Source organism: Pullulanibacillus sp. KACC 23026 (assembly GCF_029094525.1).
Lineage (GTDB): Bacteria > Bacillota > Bacilli > Bacillales > Sporolactobacillaceae > KACC-23026.
This window is the reverse complement of sequence record NZ_CP119107.1, coordinates 539,584-560,493: the sequence shown is the minus strand read 5'-3', so window position 1 is coordinate 560,493 and position 20,910 is coordinate 539,584. Positions and strand designations below refer to the sequence as shown.

The following is a 20,910-nucleotide window of genomic DNA, read 5'->3' as shown; positions in this document are numbered from 1 at the left end:
AAAATTAGTGTTCATCTGGTGTCCGGTCAAACAAGCCTTTTCGGTTCGTCTCATCCGGAAATAAGTTCATTTGGCCGATCATTATGGTGTTTTTGGCCGAGAGCTGGTCTAACTGATACTGTTCCTTGAGTTCATGAGGATGGAACCACTTTTTGCTGACCATGAGATCCGTAATCTCTTGATGCATTGCGATTCCTTGCATCAGCTGTTTTCGCAAGACAGCTCGAAGGTCAGGCGAGGCCGTTTCTGTTAAAGCGACAGCCAAGTTCCTGACCCCCTCTTTTGCTCGAATGAGAAAATCGGTCGCAAATGTCGTATCGGCGAGTTCGGTCACATTCAGCGCATTAATGGGGTCTAAATGATCCTGATTCATTCGGGTTTAACCCTCCTTTTAGTTGATAATGGGCGTGGGTCGGCTTTCTGGAACAGGGGCTTGAAACGGCGCCCGTTCATAAATCGCCTGGAGTTCAGCAAGCGCCTGAATCGATTGCTCCACATCCTTTTGCATGAGTGCTTTCAGATCTTGATCAAAGACAAGCCCTTGTATGAGCTTGGAGTGGGCTAAGCAAATGGTTTTAAAATTAATGATTTCATGTAGGTCACAAGCTTCATGAGCGGCCAGTTGTTGTGCCATATCGCAGCCTCCTTTTCAAACGAATTCCTCGATATTTTTCCCGATGTTTCGTTTAATACACATTGATCGGATAGCAGCAAAGGATTTTTCGGGGGGGCGGATCAATGGAGATAAAGGCGCTTTGGCAAAGGAGGTGGCCCAGTCGCGCGTCTTTCTGCCTTGCTAAAATAAAAAAAGCCGGAGATTTTTTAAAATCTTCAGCTCTTGACTATGTAAGTGTGGGCACGGAATGAAGTGTTGGCAGCAGTGCCTAATGCCATCGACCTCTCGTTCAACAGCAGTAGGCGCAGGGTGGGACTCACAAGGATATTAGAGAATGCTTTTTAACTTTTTAAGTGCAAAGATCTCGTCTGCTCCTTGACGGTAACCGCCTGTTCGTCTTAAGGAATCTCCAATCTTAGAGGCGTTCACGGCATATTTTTCATCCTCTAAAATGGCATTGACCGCTTTTCGCAACCCAAAAGGATTTAATTCCGACTTGTCTAAAATAAGCCCTGCTCCAAGCCTCTCGACCCGTTTGGCAACTACCGGTTGATCGGCGCCGATAGGATTCAGGACAAGGGGCACGTTATTGTAGAGCGCCTCCATCGTGCTGTTCATCCCGCCATGCGTAATAAAGACGTCTGTATGCTGTAAAACTTCCAATTGAGGCACGTGATTTCCTACGATGAAATTCGCGGGGATTGGACCCAAATCTTCCGGGTTAAGCTTCTGTCCAATCGATAACACAACCCATGCCTCCAGATCAGCGAAGGCTTTCAAACAATGGGAATAGAGCTCAGGCTGTTCATTGACAACCGTGCCCATCGAAATATAGATAACACGGCGGTCCTTCAGTTTGTCGATTGGAAAATCACCCGTATCGTAGCGGTCCACTATCGATGGCCCGATAAATTTGAACGTATCTGGAAAACTCCCATCGTCCGGCTGAAAGTAGTCCGACGTACACACAAGCGTGATGTCACCCGTATTAAACATGATGGACTCAGGAAATGAAAAACGGTATTGATTTTGGATAGACTCGCGCAGCCTTCTCCGTTCTTCCAGGAGGGCGGGATCAGGGGTGAACTCAAGTCTACGGCCCTGAATCCTCTCGCGTACTTTTTCAGAGAAGGCGAGCGTCGTGCAGAATGAAATACTTGGCAGCCTGAGCTGTTCCGCGATCATTTTTCCCAAAACAAATTGAGTATCGAAAATAATGTAGTCGATCTTCTCCTCTTTCACTTGATTTAAAACCATAGGAAGCGTCCTGGCTACATAGCGGAGTAATCGATTCTCCCGCTCTAAGGGATTTAATAGCGCCTGAATTTCCCGCTTATCCTGCCTTGATTTTTTGAAGCCTAAAGAACGAAATTGAGCACCCGATTTTAAAATCTTTGCTTGGTTTTCATCCCCTCCATAATAGATGATTTCCTCTCCCCGACCGACGAGTTCTTTAACAAGACCGATCGACGGATTCAGATGGCCTTGCCCGGACAAGCCAAAATAGAGTGCGCGTGACATGGCCTCCCCCCCTTTGTGTGGATAATTTGGTTCGACATTTCATAGCGTGGAAATTGGTGCTGAATCTCTGGAACTTTTGTACGACATGGCTTTCGGTGCAGCACAGTTGGCCATTTATTCATAAGTTTTTACTCGCTTTCATCAACGTCGGTCACCTTAAAAAATGTTGGTATATAAACGGCCGTTCACCTCTTCTGGACATTCAACCAAGTGTTTTACTCATAATAAAGTCGGTTTGTTCTTCGTCCCCCATATAAAACGGATGAGTTCCCGTTTGTACAAATCCCAGCTTCTTATAAAAGCCAATGGCATTTTCATTTTTCTCCCATACACCCAGCCAAATTTTCTTTTTCTTACGTTCTAGCGCGATTTCTTGCGCCTTCATTAGTAAATATTTGCCAAGCCCCTGTTTTTGAAATTGTTTTTTGATATAGATCCTCTCGACTTCAAGGGATTCATCCCCCATGTCCTCGGACTGAGCGTCATTGGTGTTAAGCTTTAAATAGCCAGCAACTTCATGGTTAAAATAAACCAAGAAAAATTCCGAAGACCTATTGCTCCATTCTTTTTCCAATTGGTTTGAGTTAAAAGCCTCTTCCAAATAGGCCACCATATTTTCCGGTGAATTCTGATCCTTAAATGTTTCATTAAAAGTTTCACAACTAATGTCTTGCAACGTGCGTAAATCTTCAAAGGTGCATTTTTTAAAAGTTATACTCATTTATATCGATGGCTCCTTTATAGTGAAACGTGGGGAAACGCGGGGACAGTGAAACGTGGGGACGGTTCTCGCGTTTCAAATTTTGCGGTAGTATCTGAGTGATCGGTAGGTTTCTCCTTCTGAGTTGCCGTATCCGTTCTGCTCGTGTTTGAAACTAAAGCCTTTTGCTTCATAGAAGGGGATGCCTTTTTGATTCCCTTTTGCTACGGACACCCATTGTTCGGTGGCGTGAAACTCTTCTTTTTGTTGTTTTGTAAGCACTTCTAGCAACATGGTGCCGATTCCTTCATTGCGTCTGCTCGGGTCCAGGTATAAAACAAACACTTCCCCCGCCGTATCAGAAATCATGCCGCCGCCAATTGCTCCGATTACTTTGTTCTCCTCAACAGCAACGAAATAGCCTCCCCATTCTCTGCTTGTTTCCGTTACTTCCCTTTGGATCCTTTCATGATTATAGAACTCTTTTATAATTTTTTTAATATAATCTTCGCTCCGTAACTCTTTGTAAGTGGCCCAATAAGCCTCACTGCAAACTTTGGCAATGCCGGATACATGGCTGGGATTTGCCTTGAGTATTTGTATCATGGGCAGTCTCCTTTCTGATGAAAACTTGTCGGGGAACGGACGTTTAAGCGATTCTTTGGACCACCTAAATAATAGGTTAGAAAGCCAAAATAACGGAAGGACGTTACGCCTATTTCGGTTGAGCGTAACGAGCATACACTATCCTCCACTTAACTGGGCCAGAATGTCGAAATAACGGAATGACGTTACACCTATTTCGGTTGAGCGTAACGAGAACACGCTATCCTCCGCTTAACTGGGCTGGAGTGACGAAATAACGGATTGACGTTACGCCTATTTCGGTTGAGCGTAACGAGAACACGCTATCCTCCGCTTAACTGGGCTGGAGTGACGAAATAATGGATTGACGTTACGCCTATTTCGGTTGAGCGTAACGAGAACACGCTATCCTCCGCTTAACTGGGCTGGAGTGACGACATAACGGATTGACGTTACACCTATTTTGGTTGAGCGTAACGAGCATACGTTATCCTCCGCTTAACTGGGCCAGAATGTCGAAATAACGGATTGACGTTACACCTATTTTGGTTGAGCGTAACGAGCATACGCTATCCTCCGCTAAACTGGGCTGGAGTGACGACATAACGGATTGACGTTACACCTATTTTGGTTGAGCGTAACGAGCATACGCTATCCTCCGCTAAACTGGGCTGGAGTGACGACATAACGGAATGACGTTACGCCTATTTCGGTTGAGCGTAACGTGGATACGTTATCCTCCGCTAAACTGGGCTGGAGTGACGAAATAACGGATTGACGTTACACCTATTTTGGTTGAGCGTAACGAGCATACGCTATCCTCCGCTTAACTGGGCCAGAACGCCAAAATAACCGAATGACGTTACGCCTATTTCGGTTGAGCGAAACGTGGATACGTTATCCTCCGCTTAACTGGGCTGGAGTGACGACATAACGGATTGACGTTACGCCTATTTCGGTTGAGCGTAACGAGAACACGCTATCCTCCGCTTAACTGGGCTGGAGTGACGACATAACGGAATGACGTTACGCCTATTTCGGTTGAGCGTAACGTGGATACGTTATCCTCCGCTTAACTGGGCCAGAATGTCGAAATAACGGATTGACGTTACACCTATTTTGGTTGAGCGTAACGAGCATACGTTATCCTCCGCTTAACTGGGCCAGAATGTCGAAATAACGGATTGACGTTACACCTATTTTGGTTGAGCGTAACGTGGATACGTTATCCTCCGCTAAACTGGGCTGGAGTGACGAAATAACGGATTGACGTTACGCCTATTTCGGTTGAGCGTAACGAGAACACGCTATCCTCCGCTTAACTGGGCTGGAGTGACGACATAACGGATTGACGTTACGCCTATTTCGGTTGAGCGTAACGAGAACACGCTATCCTCCGCTTAACTGGGCTGGAGTGACGAAATAATGGATTGACGTTACGCCTATTTCGGTTGAGCGTAACGTGGATACGTTAAAATCGGTTCCGCTCCTATTTGAAATGAGAGATCCGTCCCCGCGGTTCGACGCTGAATGAAACGAGAGATCCGTCCCCGCGGTTCGACGCTGAGTGAAACGAGAGATCCGTCCCCGCGGTTCGACGCTGAATGAAACGAGAGATCCGTCCCCGCGTTTCACCGCTGAGTGAAACGGGAGATCCGTCCCCGCGTTTCCCCCGTCCCCGCGTTTCACCCGTCCCCGCGTTTCATATTAAATACACAGGGGCATCTTTGTGGATGTGGCCAGTCTGGGTTACGGAGGCGTAGAGGCCGAATTTTAAATTCATGTCGTCGTTAATTGTTTTGAGCAGGCTTTTGTCACGATCTATGGTTTCGGGGTCAAGTGTGACCATGGCACATCTTTCGCAAAATGAATCTATGCTAAGTGTCACATCATTTATTTTCAGCTTTTTGCCGATCCATTCATTTTCATTGAGTTCTTCGTTCTCGACAGCGATGACAAGATTCGCTCTAAAGCGTCGGCTGTCTAACGGTTTACCCCACAAGTGCTCTAGTTTATTTAATGAAGCTGTCGTTACAATTAAGAGACTGGCTTCATCGACAGCTAGCAGGTCGGAGCCTGTTGGTTTCAGGTTGATCATTGAGACCTTCTTTTTGGTATAGGCTTGAATTTCCTTCAATAAATCGTCGTTCCAAGTTAAAAAATGGCCCTCAGGTGTGGTGATTTGTAATTTTGGAAATGGATCATTAAATCCTTCATGACTTAATCGGGCTTGATAGCTTAGCATAGCCGGTATTTGTCGAGCCGTTATGTATCGATGCCAGCCACTCTTAGTCTCGTCGATAAAAGCAAAGCAGCGGTCACCGTATACCCCATTTTTTTCAATCCTAGTGGAGTCCAACGTCTCCCCTTTAAACGATTTAACAGGATATCGATTCATTTCTTTGATCTTCCCTATTAATTGCATCCCATCACCACCTACCATTTCTTTTATTAGATTGAATTCAAATCTTGGATGGGCACTTCACACCATCCCCCCTGCCAAAAACGATCCACACCCTAAGCTCGTTTTTTTATTAGAACGTGTGCATAAAAGGAAACCCATTCAGACATTTTACATAGTAGAGATATCATTATTTAAGGAGGTCCATTATATGGAGCCTAAAGACCCCCATTACAATGAAGAGTATGCCCGGCACTTAGAATATGCTGAGCTTATGAACCAAGCATTAAAGGAAGAGAAGAAAGTCAAGAATCAGGAAAAGGATGGAAAAGGAAATAAAAACGAAAACTAAGGTTATTCGTCTTTTACTGGCGAAGCGGGTTTTCTCAATGAGGAACGGACCCATTGAGGACGTTCTCTCAACCTATTAAAAACTTTCAGGGACTGACACACAATTCGTTTCGCCTATTAGGACCTCCTTCTCTTTACGAAGTCTCCAAGGGCATTCGAGTAATAAAAAGCTTTTTTCAAAGACAACGCTAATGGTATGTTCTCTTCATGTTCACTTCCATCACTTTCTGATCGATAAAGCAGTCAAAATTAAATCGTTATGTATCCATCAGCCCCCCCTCCAGACTCTACTCCTGATTCAGAGGTGTAGAGCATCTTTACTTCGAACTCATTCTTAACCTTTTTTAAGGATTTTAAAATAATGTCCCTCATTTGGTCTTCCTTATTGGGCAAACTCTTCATAAGCACATTTTGCTTTCAGTTGGTTAGAGTCCCTATGCTCTCTTCCGAATAGACAAGTAAATAGGATCAAAAAGACAAAGGTCTATTCACCCCATTTTCAGTAAAGAACCATTCCAACTAGGTGGTTGTCTATGCTAATTGTTGTATCATTGGAGCTCATCAAAATCAATAGGCTCTTAAAAATAATGGTTGAGCGAATCTTCTGGGCTGCCTCAATAAAACGGAAACGCGGGAACCGTCCCTGCGTTTCCAGCGTTCCACCGCAATACCCGCTTTTCACACGCCTCCTCCGCTCCAACCACGTTTCATATGAAACACGAGAACCGTCCCTGCGTTTCATACCTGCGTTTCATAAATCATTCCAATTTTGCTAAGACTAATCTTATTAGTCTCGCGTTGAGTTAGACTGATCTTTGCTCACATTTACATATTTCGGGTGAATTTGCTTGGTGACAGGAAATCTGGCTCGAAGGTTTCTGTTTCATGGGCAAAGAAATGAAACGGGAGAACCGTCCCCGCGTTTCACCCCCGCGTTTCACCCGCGTTTCATGAAACACGAGAACCGTCCCCATGTTTCAAAAAGGAGAGGACGCTGAATGGGCCTTCAAGGGAGATTTTTTGCGGTTTTGTTTGCTATTGTTTATACGGTTTTAATGGTGTTGATCCATTTTGCTCAGCAAGATGAAATGAGTCATTTTGAGGTGTTTCTTTCAATAATCTTATTTATTCCTATGTATTTCTTGGGTCTTCAGTTCGATAAGGCAAGATATTACTCGAAGCAGTTTGATGATATTTTTGAAGATGGCCATATTTTGCTTTGGATTTGGGAGAGCAAAACGAAGACTTCACATATATCTAGCGGCTGTGAACAAATTTACGGCTATACCAGAAAAGAGTTTCATGGTGATCCCCATTTGTGGTTAACGCTTGTCTACAAGAAAGACAAACCTGTTGCTCAGAAATTTCAAATTGAAACCCTAAAAGGGCATCCTTATTCCTCCAAATATCGGATAGTACATAAGAACGGTAAGATAAAATGGATACAAAATAACGCAACACCTGTTTTAGATAAGGATGGAAAACTCATCAAAATAAACGGTGTCACCATCGATGTTACACAACAAATGGAATCAGGCATAACTTTCAAAAAATTAATTGATGCCTCTCCCATTGCGAATATCATTATCAAAGATCACGTTATTCTTTATTCAAATACTAAAGGATTGGAGCTATTTGGCGCTGATTCGCTAAAGGATGTAATAGGAGAAAATTTATTAACCTTTCTTACAGAAGAACAGCGTAACGTTTCCATTCAGAGAATCAGACAGCTTTTCTTTGATGAATCACATGAATTGTCTCCTACTGAATTTAAACTCAAACAGTTAGATGGCACATTAATTGATGTGATGTCTTCGGGAATACGAACGACCTTTGAAAATGAAGAAGCTGTATTGGTTGTGGCAAGAGATATTACTCAAGAGAAAAAAATGAAAGAAAGGTTGAAGGAAGCAGAAGAAAAGTATCGGAGTATATCGGAAGAATCTTTGGTTGGCGTTTATATGTTTGATGACGGAAAAGTGACCTATATTAACAAAGAAGTCGAAAGGATTCTCGGGTTTTCACGCGAGGAAATAGCCACTATGAATTTTCTTGATTTATTTGCTGAAGAAAGTCAGGAGATTGCACGATACAACCTCTCACAGATGCTTGCCTCGAACATAACTACCATCACGGAAGATGTTCTAATGGTAACCAAAAATGGAGATGTGAGAGATATTGAAATTCGGTCGGTAGTGACCACCATCAGCAACAAGAAAGTGATCATCGGCACCATCATTGACCGAACGAATGAGAAGAAAGGCCAAATGGAATTGAATAAAGCCTTAAAAGATCTGCAGGATATTAAATTTGCCTTGGACGAATCCGCCATTGTTTGCATGACCAACACAATCGGTGAAATCATCTATGTTAATGATCAATTTTGTGAGATGTACCAATACTCCCGTGATGAGTTAATTGGCAAGACCCAAGTCTTATTTATTCCAAATTTTAAAAGTGATCCGTCCATGAAAGAATTACTCCAAACGATAACATCGGGTCGTGTTTGGAAGGGTGAATTGGAGAGGATTTCTAAAGATGGTCATTCACATTGGTTTGAAACCACCATTGTTCCTATATTAGACGGTGAGAGCAAGCCCTATAACTATATAGAAATTCAGTTTGACATTACCCAGAAAATTCTCTCACAGCAAGAAGTCAAATACTTGGCTTTTTATGATTCGTTAACGGGGCTTCGAAATCGAAACTCCTTAAATAAATATATCGATGAACAAATAGGGAGGTTAGATCCGAGCAAAGAGACGCTCTCCATCTTTTTCATTGATTTTGACCGATTTAAAAATATAAATGATACGTTAGGTCATAAATATGGTGACCTCATGTTACAAAAAGCCACCGACTATTTAATCGAATGTGTTCAGAACAAGGAACACATTTTTCGATATGGTGGAGATGAATTCGTTATTGTATTAAGGCATGAGGACCCAACAGACGCCGAAAAACTTTCACAACATATCATTTGCAGGTTCTCAGATAATCTGCTAATCAAGGGGATCGAGGTCTTCACGACTCCAAGTATAGGAATCAGCCAATTTCCTCATGATGGTAACAATGCGGAGGAATTATTGAAATCAGCCGATTTGGCCATGTACTATGCCAAGGAAAGCGGCCGAAATAATTTTAAATTTTTTCATGCCTCAATTGGAGAAAGGGCCAACAGAACTGTTGTCATTGAAACCGAATTAAGAAAAGCCCTGAAAGAGAATCAATTTGTTCTTTATTTCCAGCCAAAAGTCCATCTGCTTACTAATGAGATCATCGGTTATGAATCCTTAATTCGTTGGATTCATCCTGAAATGGGGATGATCCCTCCAACTGAATTTATTCCTGTGGCCGAAGACTCTGGTTTAATTGTCAAATTGGGTGAATGGGTTTTAGACCAAACCTGTAAAATCGCTAACGAACTAAATGCTTCCAAATTAAAAAAAACACCTATTGCGCTCAACATTTCGGTCAAGCAATTTACGGATGCGAACTTCGTCACTATTTCAAAAGAGATCATCGAAAGAAATCACTGCAACCCCTCTCTATTGGAATTCGAAATTACCGAGACCGTTATGCAAGACGTGTTTTCTAGCATTAAAATTGTGAAAGAGCTGAAAAAAATGGGCCTCAAAGTCTCGATGGACGATTTCGGGACGGGCTACTCCAATCTTAGTATTTTAAGCGAGATGGATATCGACATTTTAAAAATCGATCGTTCTTTTGTTCAAAAGATGTGTGAAAGCCCAAAATCCCTTTCTCTTGTCAAAACCATTATAAGCATGGGGCATAGCCTAGGTTTTGAAGTCATTGCTGAAGGCATTGAAACCTTGCAGCAATTAGAATTATTAAAGTACTATCATTGCGATATCGGCCAAGGCTATTACTTCAGTCCCCCTGTGCCCTTAGAGAAATTAATGAATTCCCTGACCTGAGGAAGCACAGCCGGTCGGAATCGGGAAGTCCTATCCTACGGAAATGAGCGCCTTTAGTTTGTCGACTCACGGCCTTTACTGCTTGAAGTTGCCGTGCTGGGCAGCCGCTTATTGGGATTTCTGACAGACGCATTTACCGGTTGGGAGGCTGCGAAAAAAAAAGGAAGAAGCAGCGAAACTTATGTCAAGTTCCGCTGCTTCAGGTTTACTGTTTGATTAGAAAGGTGACAACGTGGAGTCTAGACAATCTGAGTGCTGCCAAATTCACCTTGATTAGCTTGCCCAAATGGCAACCCGCCGCAGCGATCGCCAAGTCTCTCGCTAATCCTCTGAATGAAACAGGAGAACCGTCCCCCTGTTTCAAGCTTTGCGTTGGGTAAAGTCGACGTTCTTGTAGTAGGTGTCCTTGACTAGTAGGTTAGGGCCTAGACATTTGACGGCTGGGCAGTGGCAATGGATGCTTTTGGCATGTTCGGTTTGTGTCCATTTTTCATAAGCTTCCGTTAGCTTTGTTGTTTGGACATTCCCGAAGCTTGGAACATCACCGAAGTCGGTTACAGTAATCTCTCCATTGAAAATATTAACGTTGAGTCGGGACCTTCCGTCTGGATCATTACGGACCGTGACATTTTCTTCATTATATAAACGTGAGATAAGCCTCAAATCTTCTGGGCTATCACTGCATGGATAAAACGGTAACGTCCCAAAAAGCATCCAGACGTTTTTATCCCTTATATCTAATAAATGATGAATACCGTCTCGAATTTCATCTAAAGATAAGAGGTTCAGGGTACTTGCAAAATCACTTGGGTACATAGGATGTACTTCATGGCGCCTGCAACCCATTTCGACAATTTGCTTGTGGATAGCTTCAAGATTAGGCAGGGTACGGCTGTTCAACATGGTTTCAGCTGAAATAAACACACCGCGCTCGCTTAAAATTTTTGCATTGCTTACCATTCGTTCGAAAAATTTCTCGCGAACAGCGTTAGAAACATTTTTCTTTGAGGCCCCAAATCCGATCTCTGAGAAATCTTGTACCCCTCCGTAATTGTGGCTAATGTGCAAAACATCAAGGTAAGGCAGTATGTCTTCATAGCGCTCCAGGTTGAGTGTTAAATTAGAATTGATTTGTGTTCGGACTCCTCGCGTGGAGGCATACTTAAGCAATGGAATCACGTAGTTCTTAACGGAGGCAAGTGACAACATCGGTTCCCCTCCGGTTATACTTATAGAACGCAAATGAGGGATCTCCTCCAAGCGTTGTATCATCAACTCAACTGGAAGTGCTTCTGGGTCTTTGATTTGTAAGGTATACCCGACTGCACAATGTTCACAGCGCATATTACAAAGTGTGGTGGTTGTAAATTCAACATTCGTTAATTCCATGTGATGATAGTCTTCAATATCAAGATAAGCTTCCCAAGGGTCATATTCAGGGCTTATCTGTTTACCTTTTAATTGCATGTCTTGCTCCCCTCCCAAAATTAACCATAAAATCATATCACACTAATTGATCCGCAAACAATCATTTAACGGTCCATTAGTTATAGTCTCTTTCTTAAAAATTTTATGACAGCGGGGTGGGGTTCTTGCAAGGGGATTCAACTTGGGATGATGAAACGGGAGAACCGTCCCCGCGTTCCGTCCCCGCGTTCCGTTCTGTTCATATAGAGTTCATACTTCATGTTTATTCTATTAAATATCTTAATAACCAAATGAAAGGACTAAATCCGTGGATAATACAATTGCTTCTAAAGGTAGGCTTGGTGAGAATAAAAGTAGTAAGGTTCTCGTTTTAATTGGTTTAATGTTAGGGATGATTTTTTCTGAATTAGATGAAACGGTTGTAAATACGGCGTTGCCGACGATTATTCGGGATCTTGGCGGTCTGTCCCTTTATGGATGGGTAGCTGGGGTCTATATGCTCGCGATGTCCTCCTTTATGCCGATTTTAGGAAAGCTCGCTGATTTGTACGGCCGAAAACCGATTTATTTAATTGCTGTAGGACTTTTTATAGGGGGATCGATCGTTTGTGGATTTTCTCATTCGATGACCTTTCTTTTGATCGGTCGAGGGATTCAGGGACTTGGAGCTGGGGGGCTGATGCCTTTAGCGATGACGATTTCAGGTGATCTCTTCCCGATCGAGCAACGGGCAAAGGTTCAAGGCTTTATGGGGCCGATTATGTTTATTCCAATGTTGCTCGGCCCCTTGATGGGTGGATTCTTTGTCGATCAGGCCAGCTGGAATTGGATTTTCTTTATTAACATTCCTGTTGGTGTCCTTGCCGCTCTCTTCTTATTCATTGGATTGAAGGAACCTTCTAAGAGGCAGAAGGTCACCATTGACTGGGCTGGTTCCCTTCTCTTGATGACTGGGATTATTTCCCTCCTAATTTCGCCTGTCTTAATCGAAAATGAAGGCTATACATGGACCTCTCCTCTTATAGTTGGATTACTCATTCTAGGTGTTGTTCTAATTGGTGCCTTCATTTGGGTCGAATCCAAAGTAAAAGAACCGATGATGCCATTATTTTTATTTAAAAATCGAAACATATTAGTCTTGTCATTAATTGTTTTTGTTGTTGGTCTTGGGCTGATGGGCTCCTTCTCATCCTTCCCTTATTTCGCCCAAAACGTATTAGGACTTACGCCAACTGAAGCAGGTTACTTAACCTTGCCTATGATGGTAGGAGCAATTGCTTCGTCAATGGTCTGTGGGGTCTTATTAACAAAAGTCAGGTATCGTGAGCTCTTCGGCATCGCCTTCATCATGCCTGTTATTGGCTTTTATTTATTTGCCCATATTAACATTCACACCACTATTATTCAGATTATTATCTACTTCTTAATAGCGGGTCTTGGGCTCGGTGCCCTGTTCGGTGGCGACAACCTGATTGTTCAGGAATCGGTGCCCAAAGAACACCAAGGTGTCGCTTTAGCAACCGTGCCTTTATTCCAAACCATTGGTGCGACCGTCGGGGTAAGTATATTTGGTAACCTTTTATCCTCGACCCTTACAAAGAACCTAGAAGGGATCAGCAATAAACTGCCACCCGGTATGCTCGCTAATAAGAGTGGACTGGCCGCTTCAGGCATTCCTAAAGGGCTGCCCCCTGAATTACTAACTACTATTAAAACTTTATTTGTCGATGCCTTCCAACACATCTATATGTGCGCCTTTATCCTCACCATCATCTCATTCCTATTGTGTTGGTTCCTAAAAAAAGAAATCCTATTATCAAAACCAGAAGAATGAAACGCGGGAATGAAACGCGGGGACGGTTCTCCCGTTTCTTTTTTGGAAACAGGGGGACGGTTCTCCTGTTTCTTTTTTTGCGTGCTATTGTTTGCAAGACTCATTTCGTAACGTTTGTAGCTCTAACAGATAACCTCAATGGCGCAGTTTAACGGGTTCACTTCAGAGGTGCAAACAATTAACTATCAAGGTAAATCGCACGGCTTTTCACGTAGTCATTCACCGTGCGATTTGTATTGTAATATCAATGTTGATTAACCATTTCATCCGTAAATCACAGTTTAATTTACATGGGTGGATATAATTATTGGAAGTGTGTGAATTAACCGATGATTGAGCAAGTGAAAGGTAGGGTGATTACCAAGCCATTTGGATCTATATGCTAAAATAAAAGTTGGATTATCGAATGGTTCTTAAAGTAAAAAACGGACTGTCATGGTTAACAAGAAATTTTAGAGTAACCTGTGATAGTTAAAATAAGCGGAGTTTTTCCGTTTAAACAAAAAGAAATGACCCATTTTCATGTTTTTCGATTCAATAGGCGGAATTTTTCCGTCTATTTTAGCTATTATCACTGTTGATTTCTAAATAAGCGGAATTTCTCCGCTTATTTAGAAAGTTCGTTCTAGCCATTTGATGAAAGAGGTAATCGATTGCCTTTTATGAAAATAAAACAACCGAATCTCAAAAGACTCGGTTGTTTTGACGTTTACTAGTCTTTTCTTTCTGTGATTTTATTGTGAATAGTAGGGTGATTTAAGGGGATAATTGGCGTTTTGCATCTCACAAGTAAACCCGTTAGGCGCAGTTGCGGCGTTTGAAGAAATTTTGCCTCCATTCGCCGCATGTGAGGATTAGGTTCACACTTGCGAAAAAAAAGAGCAAGTTACCACCGCTCTTACAAACTTCCTAATTTGTCTGTTTTAACAGCTCAAATAAAGCGCAGCCATTGCCACTTTTGTACCAACTGTCTCATAGTATTTTTTTACAAAGTCTACTTTTTTATCCCACTTGGCGATATAATAAAGTGAAATAAGCAACTGAATTGAAGGAGGGAAAGACGAATGAACCATGTTGACGGTGCTTCCTGGCACAACAAACATCATGAGCGGGTTGCGGAACTCCATAAGAAGACCAACAATTGGCAAACTCAACCTAATAAAAGAGTTGCAGAATTCCATAAAGCTCACGCCGCTAAAATAGAAGCTGGTGAAAATGGAAACGGCTTGTTAGCAAGATGGGAAAGATTCGTCTACACCAAAGGCAAAGCTTTGTTCAAACGAGCCAAATAACTCTTGATGAAATGAAGGCCGGGCAAAACGAAACTAACTGACTTAAATTCCGAACAATAAACTTTTACAAATAGGAAGCGTGGTCAAAATACGGAGACTCCTGCGGGAACAGCACGTGTCCGAAGACCCTGCAAGCAAGCGTTTTCCTTGCTATGGAAGCTGAGGCCGTGAGCGCGGAATGCGCCGTATTTTGACTAGCGTTTCATAAATGATAAAAGCAAAACCGAACCCATCACGTTAAAAGGTGTGAATAAGTTCGGTTTTTTCTAGTCATCAACTACGTTTCTCCCAGCCTTTTAACTATTTATAAATTCAATAGAAGAAATGCCATTCAACTTTTGCAATTTACTCGTAATTGTATTTTCATTAACTTTTCCTTTTTCTAACTTTAACTTAAAATCAATGCGATACTGTGGTTTTGTCTCAGACTGTTTGATTTTCACCTGATATTGAGAAATAGTCAGATTTGATTCTGTAAGCAGTTCAATAATGGTTGAAATATCATCTGAATTTGTTTGAACCATTAGCTGATAAGATTTGTTGGGGAGAATCCGTTGAAATAAATGGGTGAGTAATTCAAGACCGATTAAAACCAAACAGGCCCCTACAATTCCGACAATGTACATTCCAGCCCCTATCGACAATCCAATTCCTGATGTCGCCCACAATCCTGCTGCTGTGGTCAGTCCCCTTACAGATTGACGCTGGACCAGTATTGTTCCCGCCCCTAAGAAACCGATCCCGCTGACGACTTGAGCAGCTATTCGACTCGGATCTAATACCGTTGAGTCTCCATTTAAAACATCATTAAAAGCATATTTAGAGATAATCATAATGATGGAACTCCCAATTGCAACCAAGAAATGAGTGCGTAATCCTGCTTCCTTATATCGCCTTTCTCTCTCCAGTCCAATTAAGCAACCAAGGATTCCGGAAATGATAATTCGAATGATGAATTCAACTTGCAAATAAGACACCCCCAAAAAGACTAAATAATTATAAATATTATTTATACTTTAACATTTGAGGTGATATGAATAAACCTTTAAAACTCCGATGAACCAAATAAAGATGACGTTCGGCGTTGCACTTATGCAGTGTGAATGAAAGCGCTAAGGGAATATCTCAATTAGCCCTCACACTATAATAAGCCAAAAAAAAACCGACATTAATAGTCGGTTTTTACATCGATTATCCCTTTAGGCAGCTTGAGCATTCGGCTCCCTGTGAACACTAAGTCCCATTTGGATAGCAGGCGGATCCTTTATATCCTACTAATCACTTCTCTGTGATCTTTCTACCCATCTCAAGAGACCAATAAAAAGCCTTGTTATTAATGACTTTGAAATAATACTAAAGTATGTATGATACCATTTCCACTTTTTGCTCCAATCAACCAGATCCGTTTTTCTTTCTGCCAAAAGCTCTATAAAGAATGCTGGGGTGGTCATAAGAAAAAGCTTTCCTATTATTATAAAAGGCTTATCTTTAACCGACCACTGATTATATAAAATGGTAAATGTCGGATACAAAAAATAATCAAATAATAGATGTGTATCATATACTTTGGATAATAACCTTATTGGATATTTAACTATTTTCTTCTTCGTTAAACTATTATCTATTATGATATTTGTACCGGCGTTAAATAAATACACAATCACCCAATCCTTAATTGGATGTTTTCTTAAAATCAGTGGAATGATGATCAATAGATTTAGACCTAGCATAGCTTGTAAAAGTCGCTTCTGAGGCTGATACTTTTTCATAAAATGGTCCTTTTTTTTATTAGGATAATTCGCGGGTTAACAAATTATACAATTAATCCAAGTTATTTCCCCTCGGGAGAACGTCCCTTCAACCGGTCACCCACTCGTTTTTAGCGTTCATCCCTTCTGTTAAATGGCCGCCACAATATGAAAAACAGCCTCCCATTTTGGCTCAAATGAGAGGCTGTTAGCGTGTTTTCTTCCTGTTTAACGATTGTTAGTCTTTTTTCAGCCGCCCTGCTTTCTTAGCAGCTTCTTTCAATATAACCTCGATCTGAGCATTGACACTTCGCAGTTCATCATGCGCCCATTTTTCCAGGACTTCGTAAAGCTGCGGATCGATCCGCAGCGGAAAGGCTTTTCTTCGGCTCATTCACCAACACAACCCTTAATAGATAGTTCCGGTATTAATTATAGGCTGTGTTCCTTTCTCAGAAACAATGGCCACCATTAAGTTGTTCACCATTTGCGCTTTTTTCTCTTCATCGAGTTCCACAATTTCTTGTTCTTGAAGCTGATCAATCGCTGCTTTTACTAACCCGACAGCCCCGTCAACAATGACTTTGCGAGCGGACAGAACCGCATTCGCTTGTTGTCTTTGCAGCATGGCAGCGGCAATTTCAGACGAATAAGCCAAGTGCATAATCCGGGCTTCAATCACACTGACACCGGCAACGTCCAGCCTCTTTTGCAAATCATGAAGCAGAACGTCTGCAATTTCATCACTATTTTGCCTAAGCGTAAGGGTGCTTTCTCCTGCGTCATCGTAGAGATCATAAGCATATCGGCTTGCAATGTGGCGAATCCCTGTTTCACTTTGGATTTGAATGAATGTCTCATAGTTTTCCACATCAAATAAGGCCTTTGCCGAATCATTGACTTTATAAACTACGACCGCCGCAATTTCAATGGGATTTCCTTCTAGATCATTAACCTTTAGCCGTTCACTTGTAAAATTCATCACGCGCAATGATACGCTTTTTTTGAAAGTGAAAGGAATCGTTGCCCACAAGCCTTGTTCACGAATAACACCAATATACGTCCCAAAGAACGTTAATACTTTGGCTTGGTTTGGCTGCACAATCGTTAAACTGGTGGCGACAATGATACCAATAATGATTAAAACAACTCCTCCTATCCCGCCTCCAACTGATCCGCCGAAGATGAAATAAATCCCGCCAAGAATACAAACCAGAGCAATGATAAGCGCTGCAAAACCATTCATTTTAAAGATCGATCTTTCCCTCATACGAGCCCCTCCATGATATTAATGTGATATCACTTTAATATCATTATACAGTAGCGGTGAAAGAAGTAAATAGACACTTTGTTTTACTCGCTCTCCATCATTCTCCAAATTAGAAAAGAAGCCCCAATTGCTTGAGACTCCTTTTCTCTGATTAGTTATTTGTAATGGATAGACCTTTTGCATTAATCGTGATAATTCTTGTTTTACCTGAGTTGTTCCAGATCGTTTTCGTCTTTACCTTGTAACTTTTGTTTAGAACGGTGAATTCAAGGGTCTTATCAATCTTTTTAAACGGCTCTGTTGGGACAGTGAACCGGATGCCGGTCACGTTTTTATCACCGCTTAGATCAATCTTGATGGTTGGTGAATCGCTATTGAGAATGGCATGGAGCTGATCCACTGTAGGTTTAAATACAGCCTTTCCTTCGTGGTCGAGACTGTAGTTGAGCGTTGTTCCGCTAACATTAACTTCGAACTTATTTTTAGCAATCGTCAATGGAACAGCCTTTGAAGCAAAGAGAGTCGATCCATTATAAGCGTCAACGACAACACTATACTGTCCAGCTTCAGGTGCGCGCGGAATAACGATTTTCCCTTTCCCGTTGAATAGCGGGAACTTAGCGCTGCATGTTACACCGTCCTTGGTAAGGTAAGCAACCAACTTGTAGTTGCCGAGATCAGCAGCGGCGGCTTTAACATTTATGACAGCAGGAAGACCGGCAATAAGTGAGCTCGCGCCTGGCGTCGAGACAGTCAAGTCATAGAGTGGGCGCGGGGTTTGCCCTTGCTTCTCCAAGTAACCGCTCGGATCAAGAACTGCATAATAAGCTTGTTTCGGTGCGAACAGGCTATCGAAAAGAACAGGGCTGTTGGTGCTGCGCCAGCTCTGTGAATCCGCCTTTCCCCAAACGGTTACGCGCTGGATATGGTCAGCATATGCTTTGTAAATTTCAAACAGGCGAGCGTAATAGTCGGCCTGGGTGACTTGCTGGTCTTGAGTCAGCGTTGGGTAAGCTGTCCCGCCATAAGAACCGTAGCCGACATCGAGTTCAGATACACTAATCTTCACCCCAGCCTGAATAAATCGTTGGATAGTGGCTTCAACCTGGGATGGGTCAGGACCAGATGTATAATAATGAGACTGCATGCCCACACCCTCAATCAGTTTGCGGCTTGGATCCGTGTTACGTTTGTCTTTGAGCCATTTTTTGTTAAGGTCCTCCACCATCTGCGCAATCGCCTCACGCTTCCAGGCGTCGGTTTCATTATAGTCGTTGTAGTAAAGCATCGCGTTCGGGTCGGCCTCTCGAGCGTAGACAAATGCGTCGTAAATATAATCGGCACCGCTTTCGCCTTTAGATGTGTCCGCCCCATTCGCATAAGCCAAATACCAAGGAGACTTTCTGGCGTCATCCTTCCAATTGGTGACTGGGAGAGAACCACCGTCCAAAGCCTCGTTCACAACGTCCCATGAAATGACTTTTCCGGCGAAGTGTCCGGCAACCTTTGTGATATAGTCATGGAGATTTTGGCGGGCTTCACTCCGTGTTAACGGTGTTCCGTCTGAGTTTTTGTTCAGCCAGTCTGGGGATTGCTGATACCAGACTAATGTATGACCATGAACCGCGATTCCGTTCTGCTCCGCCCAATTGACAATGGAGTCAGCATTTGTGAAATCGTAAACGCCTTTCGCTGTACTTAGAGAAGCAGGCTTCATCGCGTTTTCAGGTGTCACAACATTATAGTAAGACTTAAACATGTTGGTCGTTTTGGTATCGAGCTGGTTGGGCTCTATAACATTACCAACTAAGAAGCTGTCCTTATAGGTATTAGCCAGTGACGGAAGGCTAAGATCCCATGTGGGTACCGGCTTGGGATCGCCAACTTGACTGATTACGATGTGGTCGATGTACCAAACGTCAGGATGATTTTCAGCGGTATTGGTCACAAAACGGAAGTCGACACTCGTTAGGTCATCAGTCATAACAGGGGTGGTCACGTTGACGGTCTGCCAGGTGTCCATTGGAATAGTTCCAGGACTCGAAGGAAGCTTATATTGGCCATTGGAATATCCCCCGTTTAACACAACCCCGGGTCCGGTTATCGTGGATTTACCTTTGTTGAGTGCAGATGGAACATAAAAGGATACTTGAATGTTGTAAGTATAGCCCGCGGGAAGTGCCTCTGGCAGTGTCAAACGAATCGCATTATTAGCACTCGTGTAGTCCGTTCCGGTATGGGTGCCTTGAAGCACATCATCATCCCCAACACCAAGCCCGCTGCCGCTCTTCCATGCAACCTGGGAGGCGGATGACGGAGTAAACCAGGATTGCTCCGTAGCTTGGTCCGCTGGGTTGAAGTCAAATGTATACTTTGTTTTGACGTCGGTGCTTTCGGCATGTGCGGGGGTAATGGCAGGGAGAGTAAGAAGCGCTCCGAATGCCAGGATCACCGCCATGAGAATTGACATACTGTGTTTGAAGCCAAACTTTTTGTTCATCTTAAGCCTCCTGTTCTGAAATCCATGGAATCAATAAAAAAAGATGAATGAGCCTGATGTATTTTTTGGACAGTCCTCCTTTTATCGCTTTTCTGTGTAACCGCTTTCCAAATACATTATTAGTTTAACTATTCCGTTAATTGTATTCAAGTTAGTTTTTTTAATAAACGAACAATGTTGGCTATTAAAGGCACCTTTTTATAAAAGATAGGTACCTAGACCTAAAAAAAATAGGTGCTCACCCACTATCTTAATGGACTAGCAACCTCCTGAAACCATTTTATGTTGTTCAACGATTGGGTTTCTCTTTCCTTTTTTTGTTCGGCTAACAAATGGCAACCATCCATCATAAAACCCTTCCTCTATTCCAAGTTATCCCATACTCTTTTGGCTCGTTCAAGGTCGTTTAGGCTTATGAGCATTCTTTGCATTTTTGAAGGGCACATGTTGTTATACTCCTTGATTTTCCCATTTATTTTTTCAACCTCGCTCTGGGTTTTGCAGGTCTGTACAAGCTTTGAAATGTCTCTCTGCAATTTTAGCCATGGGGGTAAATAGCCCGCCTCCTTAGCAGCCTTTTGAAAATTTTGGTAAACATCCATTTGTAAATAATTTTTAGGTAAAGGCTTCCCCTTGCTTTGGATGTTATCTTTCATACCAGAACTTTTTAAGATATCCCCGATTAAGTCATGATAGTTCTCATCCACAAATAGAACCCCCATTCAA

The 20,910-nt window shown here is 42.5% G+C and carries 17 protein-coding genes; 4 read left to right on the top strand and 13 right to left on the bottom strand.

Translation table 11 applies throughout. The annotated features are described in order from the left end of the window. Positions 1-4 precede the first annotated feature (4 nt). The 6 genes from PU629_RS02495 to PU629_RS02470 all read right to left on the bottom strand — a co-directional run bounded on the left by PU629_RS02495 (position 5) and on the right by PU629_RS02470 (position 5,847). Complete coding sequence (locus PU629_RS02495; protein ID WP_275282694.1) at positions 5-373, bottom strand: spore coat protein; 369 nt, start codon at positions 371-373, stop codon at positions 5-7. An 18-nt stretch (positions 374-391) separates the two neighbouring features. Then, on the bottom strand, positions 392-634 hold the full coding sequence (locus PU629_RS02490; RefSeq protein WP_275282693.1) for a spore gernimation protein GerQ: 243 nt from the start codon (positions 632-634) through the stop codon (positions 392-394). A 309-nt stretch (positions 635-943) separates the two neighbouring features. Further along, positions 944-2,137: a macrolide family glycosyltransferase gene (locus PU629_RS02485; protein WP_275282692.1), complete on the bottom strand. Its 1,194-nt coding sequence runs from the start codon at positions 2,135-2,137 to the stop codon at positions 944-946. A 202-nt stretch (positions 2,138-2,339) separates the two neighbouring features. After that, complete coding sequence (paiA, locus tag PU629_RS02480) at positions 2,340-2,858, bottom strand: spermidine/spermine N(1)-acetyltransferase (protein ID WP_275282691.1); 519 nt, start codon at positions 2,856-2,858, stop codon at positions 2,340-2,342. Positions 2,859-2,933: 75 nt separating this feature from the next. Continuing rightward, positions 2,934-3,443, bottom strand: a complete 510-nt coding sequence (locus tag PU629_RS02475; RefSeq protein WP_275282690.1) for a GNAT family N-acetyltransferase — start codon at positions 3,441-3,443, stop codon at positions 2,934-2,936. A gap of 1,681 nt (positions 3,444-5,124) precedes the next feature. Continuing rightward, positions 5,125-5,847, bottom strand: coding sequence for an MOSC domain-containing protein (locus PU629_RS02470; protein WP_275282689.1), 723 nt, complete (start codon positions 5,845-5,847; stop codon positions 5,125-5,127). A 187-nt stretch (positions 5,848-6,034) separates the two neighbouring features. On the opposite strand from PU629_RS02470, the gene PU629_RS02465 reads away from it, so the two are divergent. Together PU629_RS02465 and PU629_RS02460 are read left to right on the top strand one after the other, a co-directional pair. Further along, complete coding sequence (locus PU629_RS02465; RefSeq protein WP_275282688.1) at positions 6,035-6,175, top strand: hypothetical protein; 141 nt, start codon at positions 6,035-6,037, stop codon at positions 6,173-6,175. A 997-nt stretch (positions 6,176-7,172) separates the two neighbouring features. After that, the gene (locus PU629_RS02460; RefSeq protein WP_275282687.1) at positions 7,173-10,112 is read left to right on the top strand and encodes a sensor domain-containing protein; all 2,940 of its coding nucleotides are present in this window, start codon (positions 7,173-7,175) and stop codon (positions 10,110-10,112) included. A gap of 360 nt (positions 10,113-10,472) precedes the next feature. Here the strand turns inward: PU629_RS02460 and yfkAB are convergent, their stop codons facing one another. After that, positions 10,473-11,579 (bottom strand): radical SAM/CxCxxxxC motif protein YfkAB, encoded by a 1,107-nt coding sequence (gene yfkAB / locus PU629_RS02455; RefSeq protein WP_275282686.1) that lies wholly within the window; start codon positions 11,577-11,579, stop codon positions 10,473-10,475. Between the two features lie 268 nt (positions 11,580-11,847). On the opposite strand from yfkAB, the gene PU629_RS02450 reads away from it, so the two are divergent. Together PU629_RS02450 and PU629_RS02445 are read left to right on the top strand one after the other, a co-directional pair. Then, positions 11,848-13,374, top strand: coding sequence for an MDR family MFS transporter (locus PU629_RS02450; RefSeq protein ID WP_275282685.1), 1,527 nt, complete (start codon positions 11,848-11,850; stop codon positions 13,372-13,374). A gap of 1,064 nt (positions 13,375-14,438) precedes the next feature. Further along, the gene (locus PU629_RS02445) at positions 14,439-14,666 is read left to right on the top strand and encodes a hypothetical protein (protein ID WP_275282684.1); all 228 of its coding nucleotides are present in this window, start codon (positions 14,439-14,441) and stop codon (positions 14,664-14,666) included. 296 nt (positions 14,667-14,962) lie between these two features. Here the strand turns inward: PU629_RS02445 and PU629_RS02440 are convergent, their stop codons facing one another. The 6 genes from PU629_RS02440 to PU629_RS02415 form a co-directional block, all read right to left on the bottom strand. Then, positions 14,963-15,634, bottom strand: coding sequence for an MgtC/SapB family protein (locus tag PU629_RS02440; protein ID WP_275282683.1), 672 nt, complete (start codon positions 15,632-15,634; stop codon positions 14,963-14,965). A 306-nt stretch (positions 15,635-15,940) separates the two neighbouring features. Continuing rightward, positions 15,941-16,435 carry a CBO0543 family protein gene (locus PU629_RS02435; protein WP_275282682.1) on the bottom strand — a complete coding sequence of 165 codons (495 nt, stop codon included), beginning with the start codon at positions 16,433-16,435 and terminating at the stop codon, positions 15,941-15,943. Positions 16,436-16,652: 217 nt separating this feature from the next. After that, on the bottom strand, positions 16,653-16,808 hold the full coding sequence (locus PU629_RS02430; protein WP_275282681.1) for a type II toxin-antitoxin system antitoxin: 156 nt from the start codon (positions 16,806-16,808) through the stop codon (positions 16,653-16,655). Positions 16,809-16,823: 15 nt separating this feature from the next. Further along, a complete protein-coding gene (locus PU629_RS02425; RefSeq protein ID WP_275282680.1) occupies positions 16,824-17,684 on the bottom strand; it encodes an SPFH domain-containing protein in 861 nt (286 codons plus the stop codon). A gap of 151 nt (positions 17,685-17,835) precedes the next feature. Next, positions 17,836-20,184 carry an endo-1,4-beta-xylanase gene (locus PU629_RS02420; RefSeq protein ID WP_275282679.1) on the bottom strand — a complete coding sequence of 783 codons (2,349 nt, stop codon included), beginning with the start codon at positions 20,182-20,184 and terminating at the stop codon, positions 17,836-17,838. 362 nt (positions 20,185-20,546) lie between these two features. After that, entirely contained in the window at positions 20,547-20,891 is a 345-nt protein-coding gene (locus tag PU629_RS02415) for a DnaJ family domain-containing protein (protein WP_275282678.1), read from the bottom strand. Positions 20,892-20,910 lie beyond the last annotated feature (19 nt).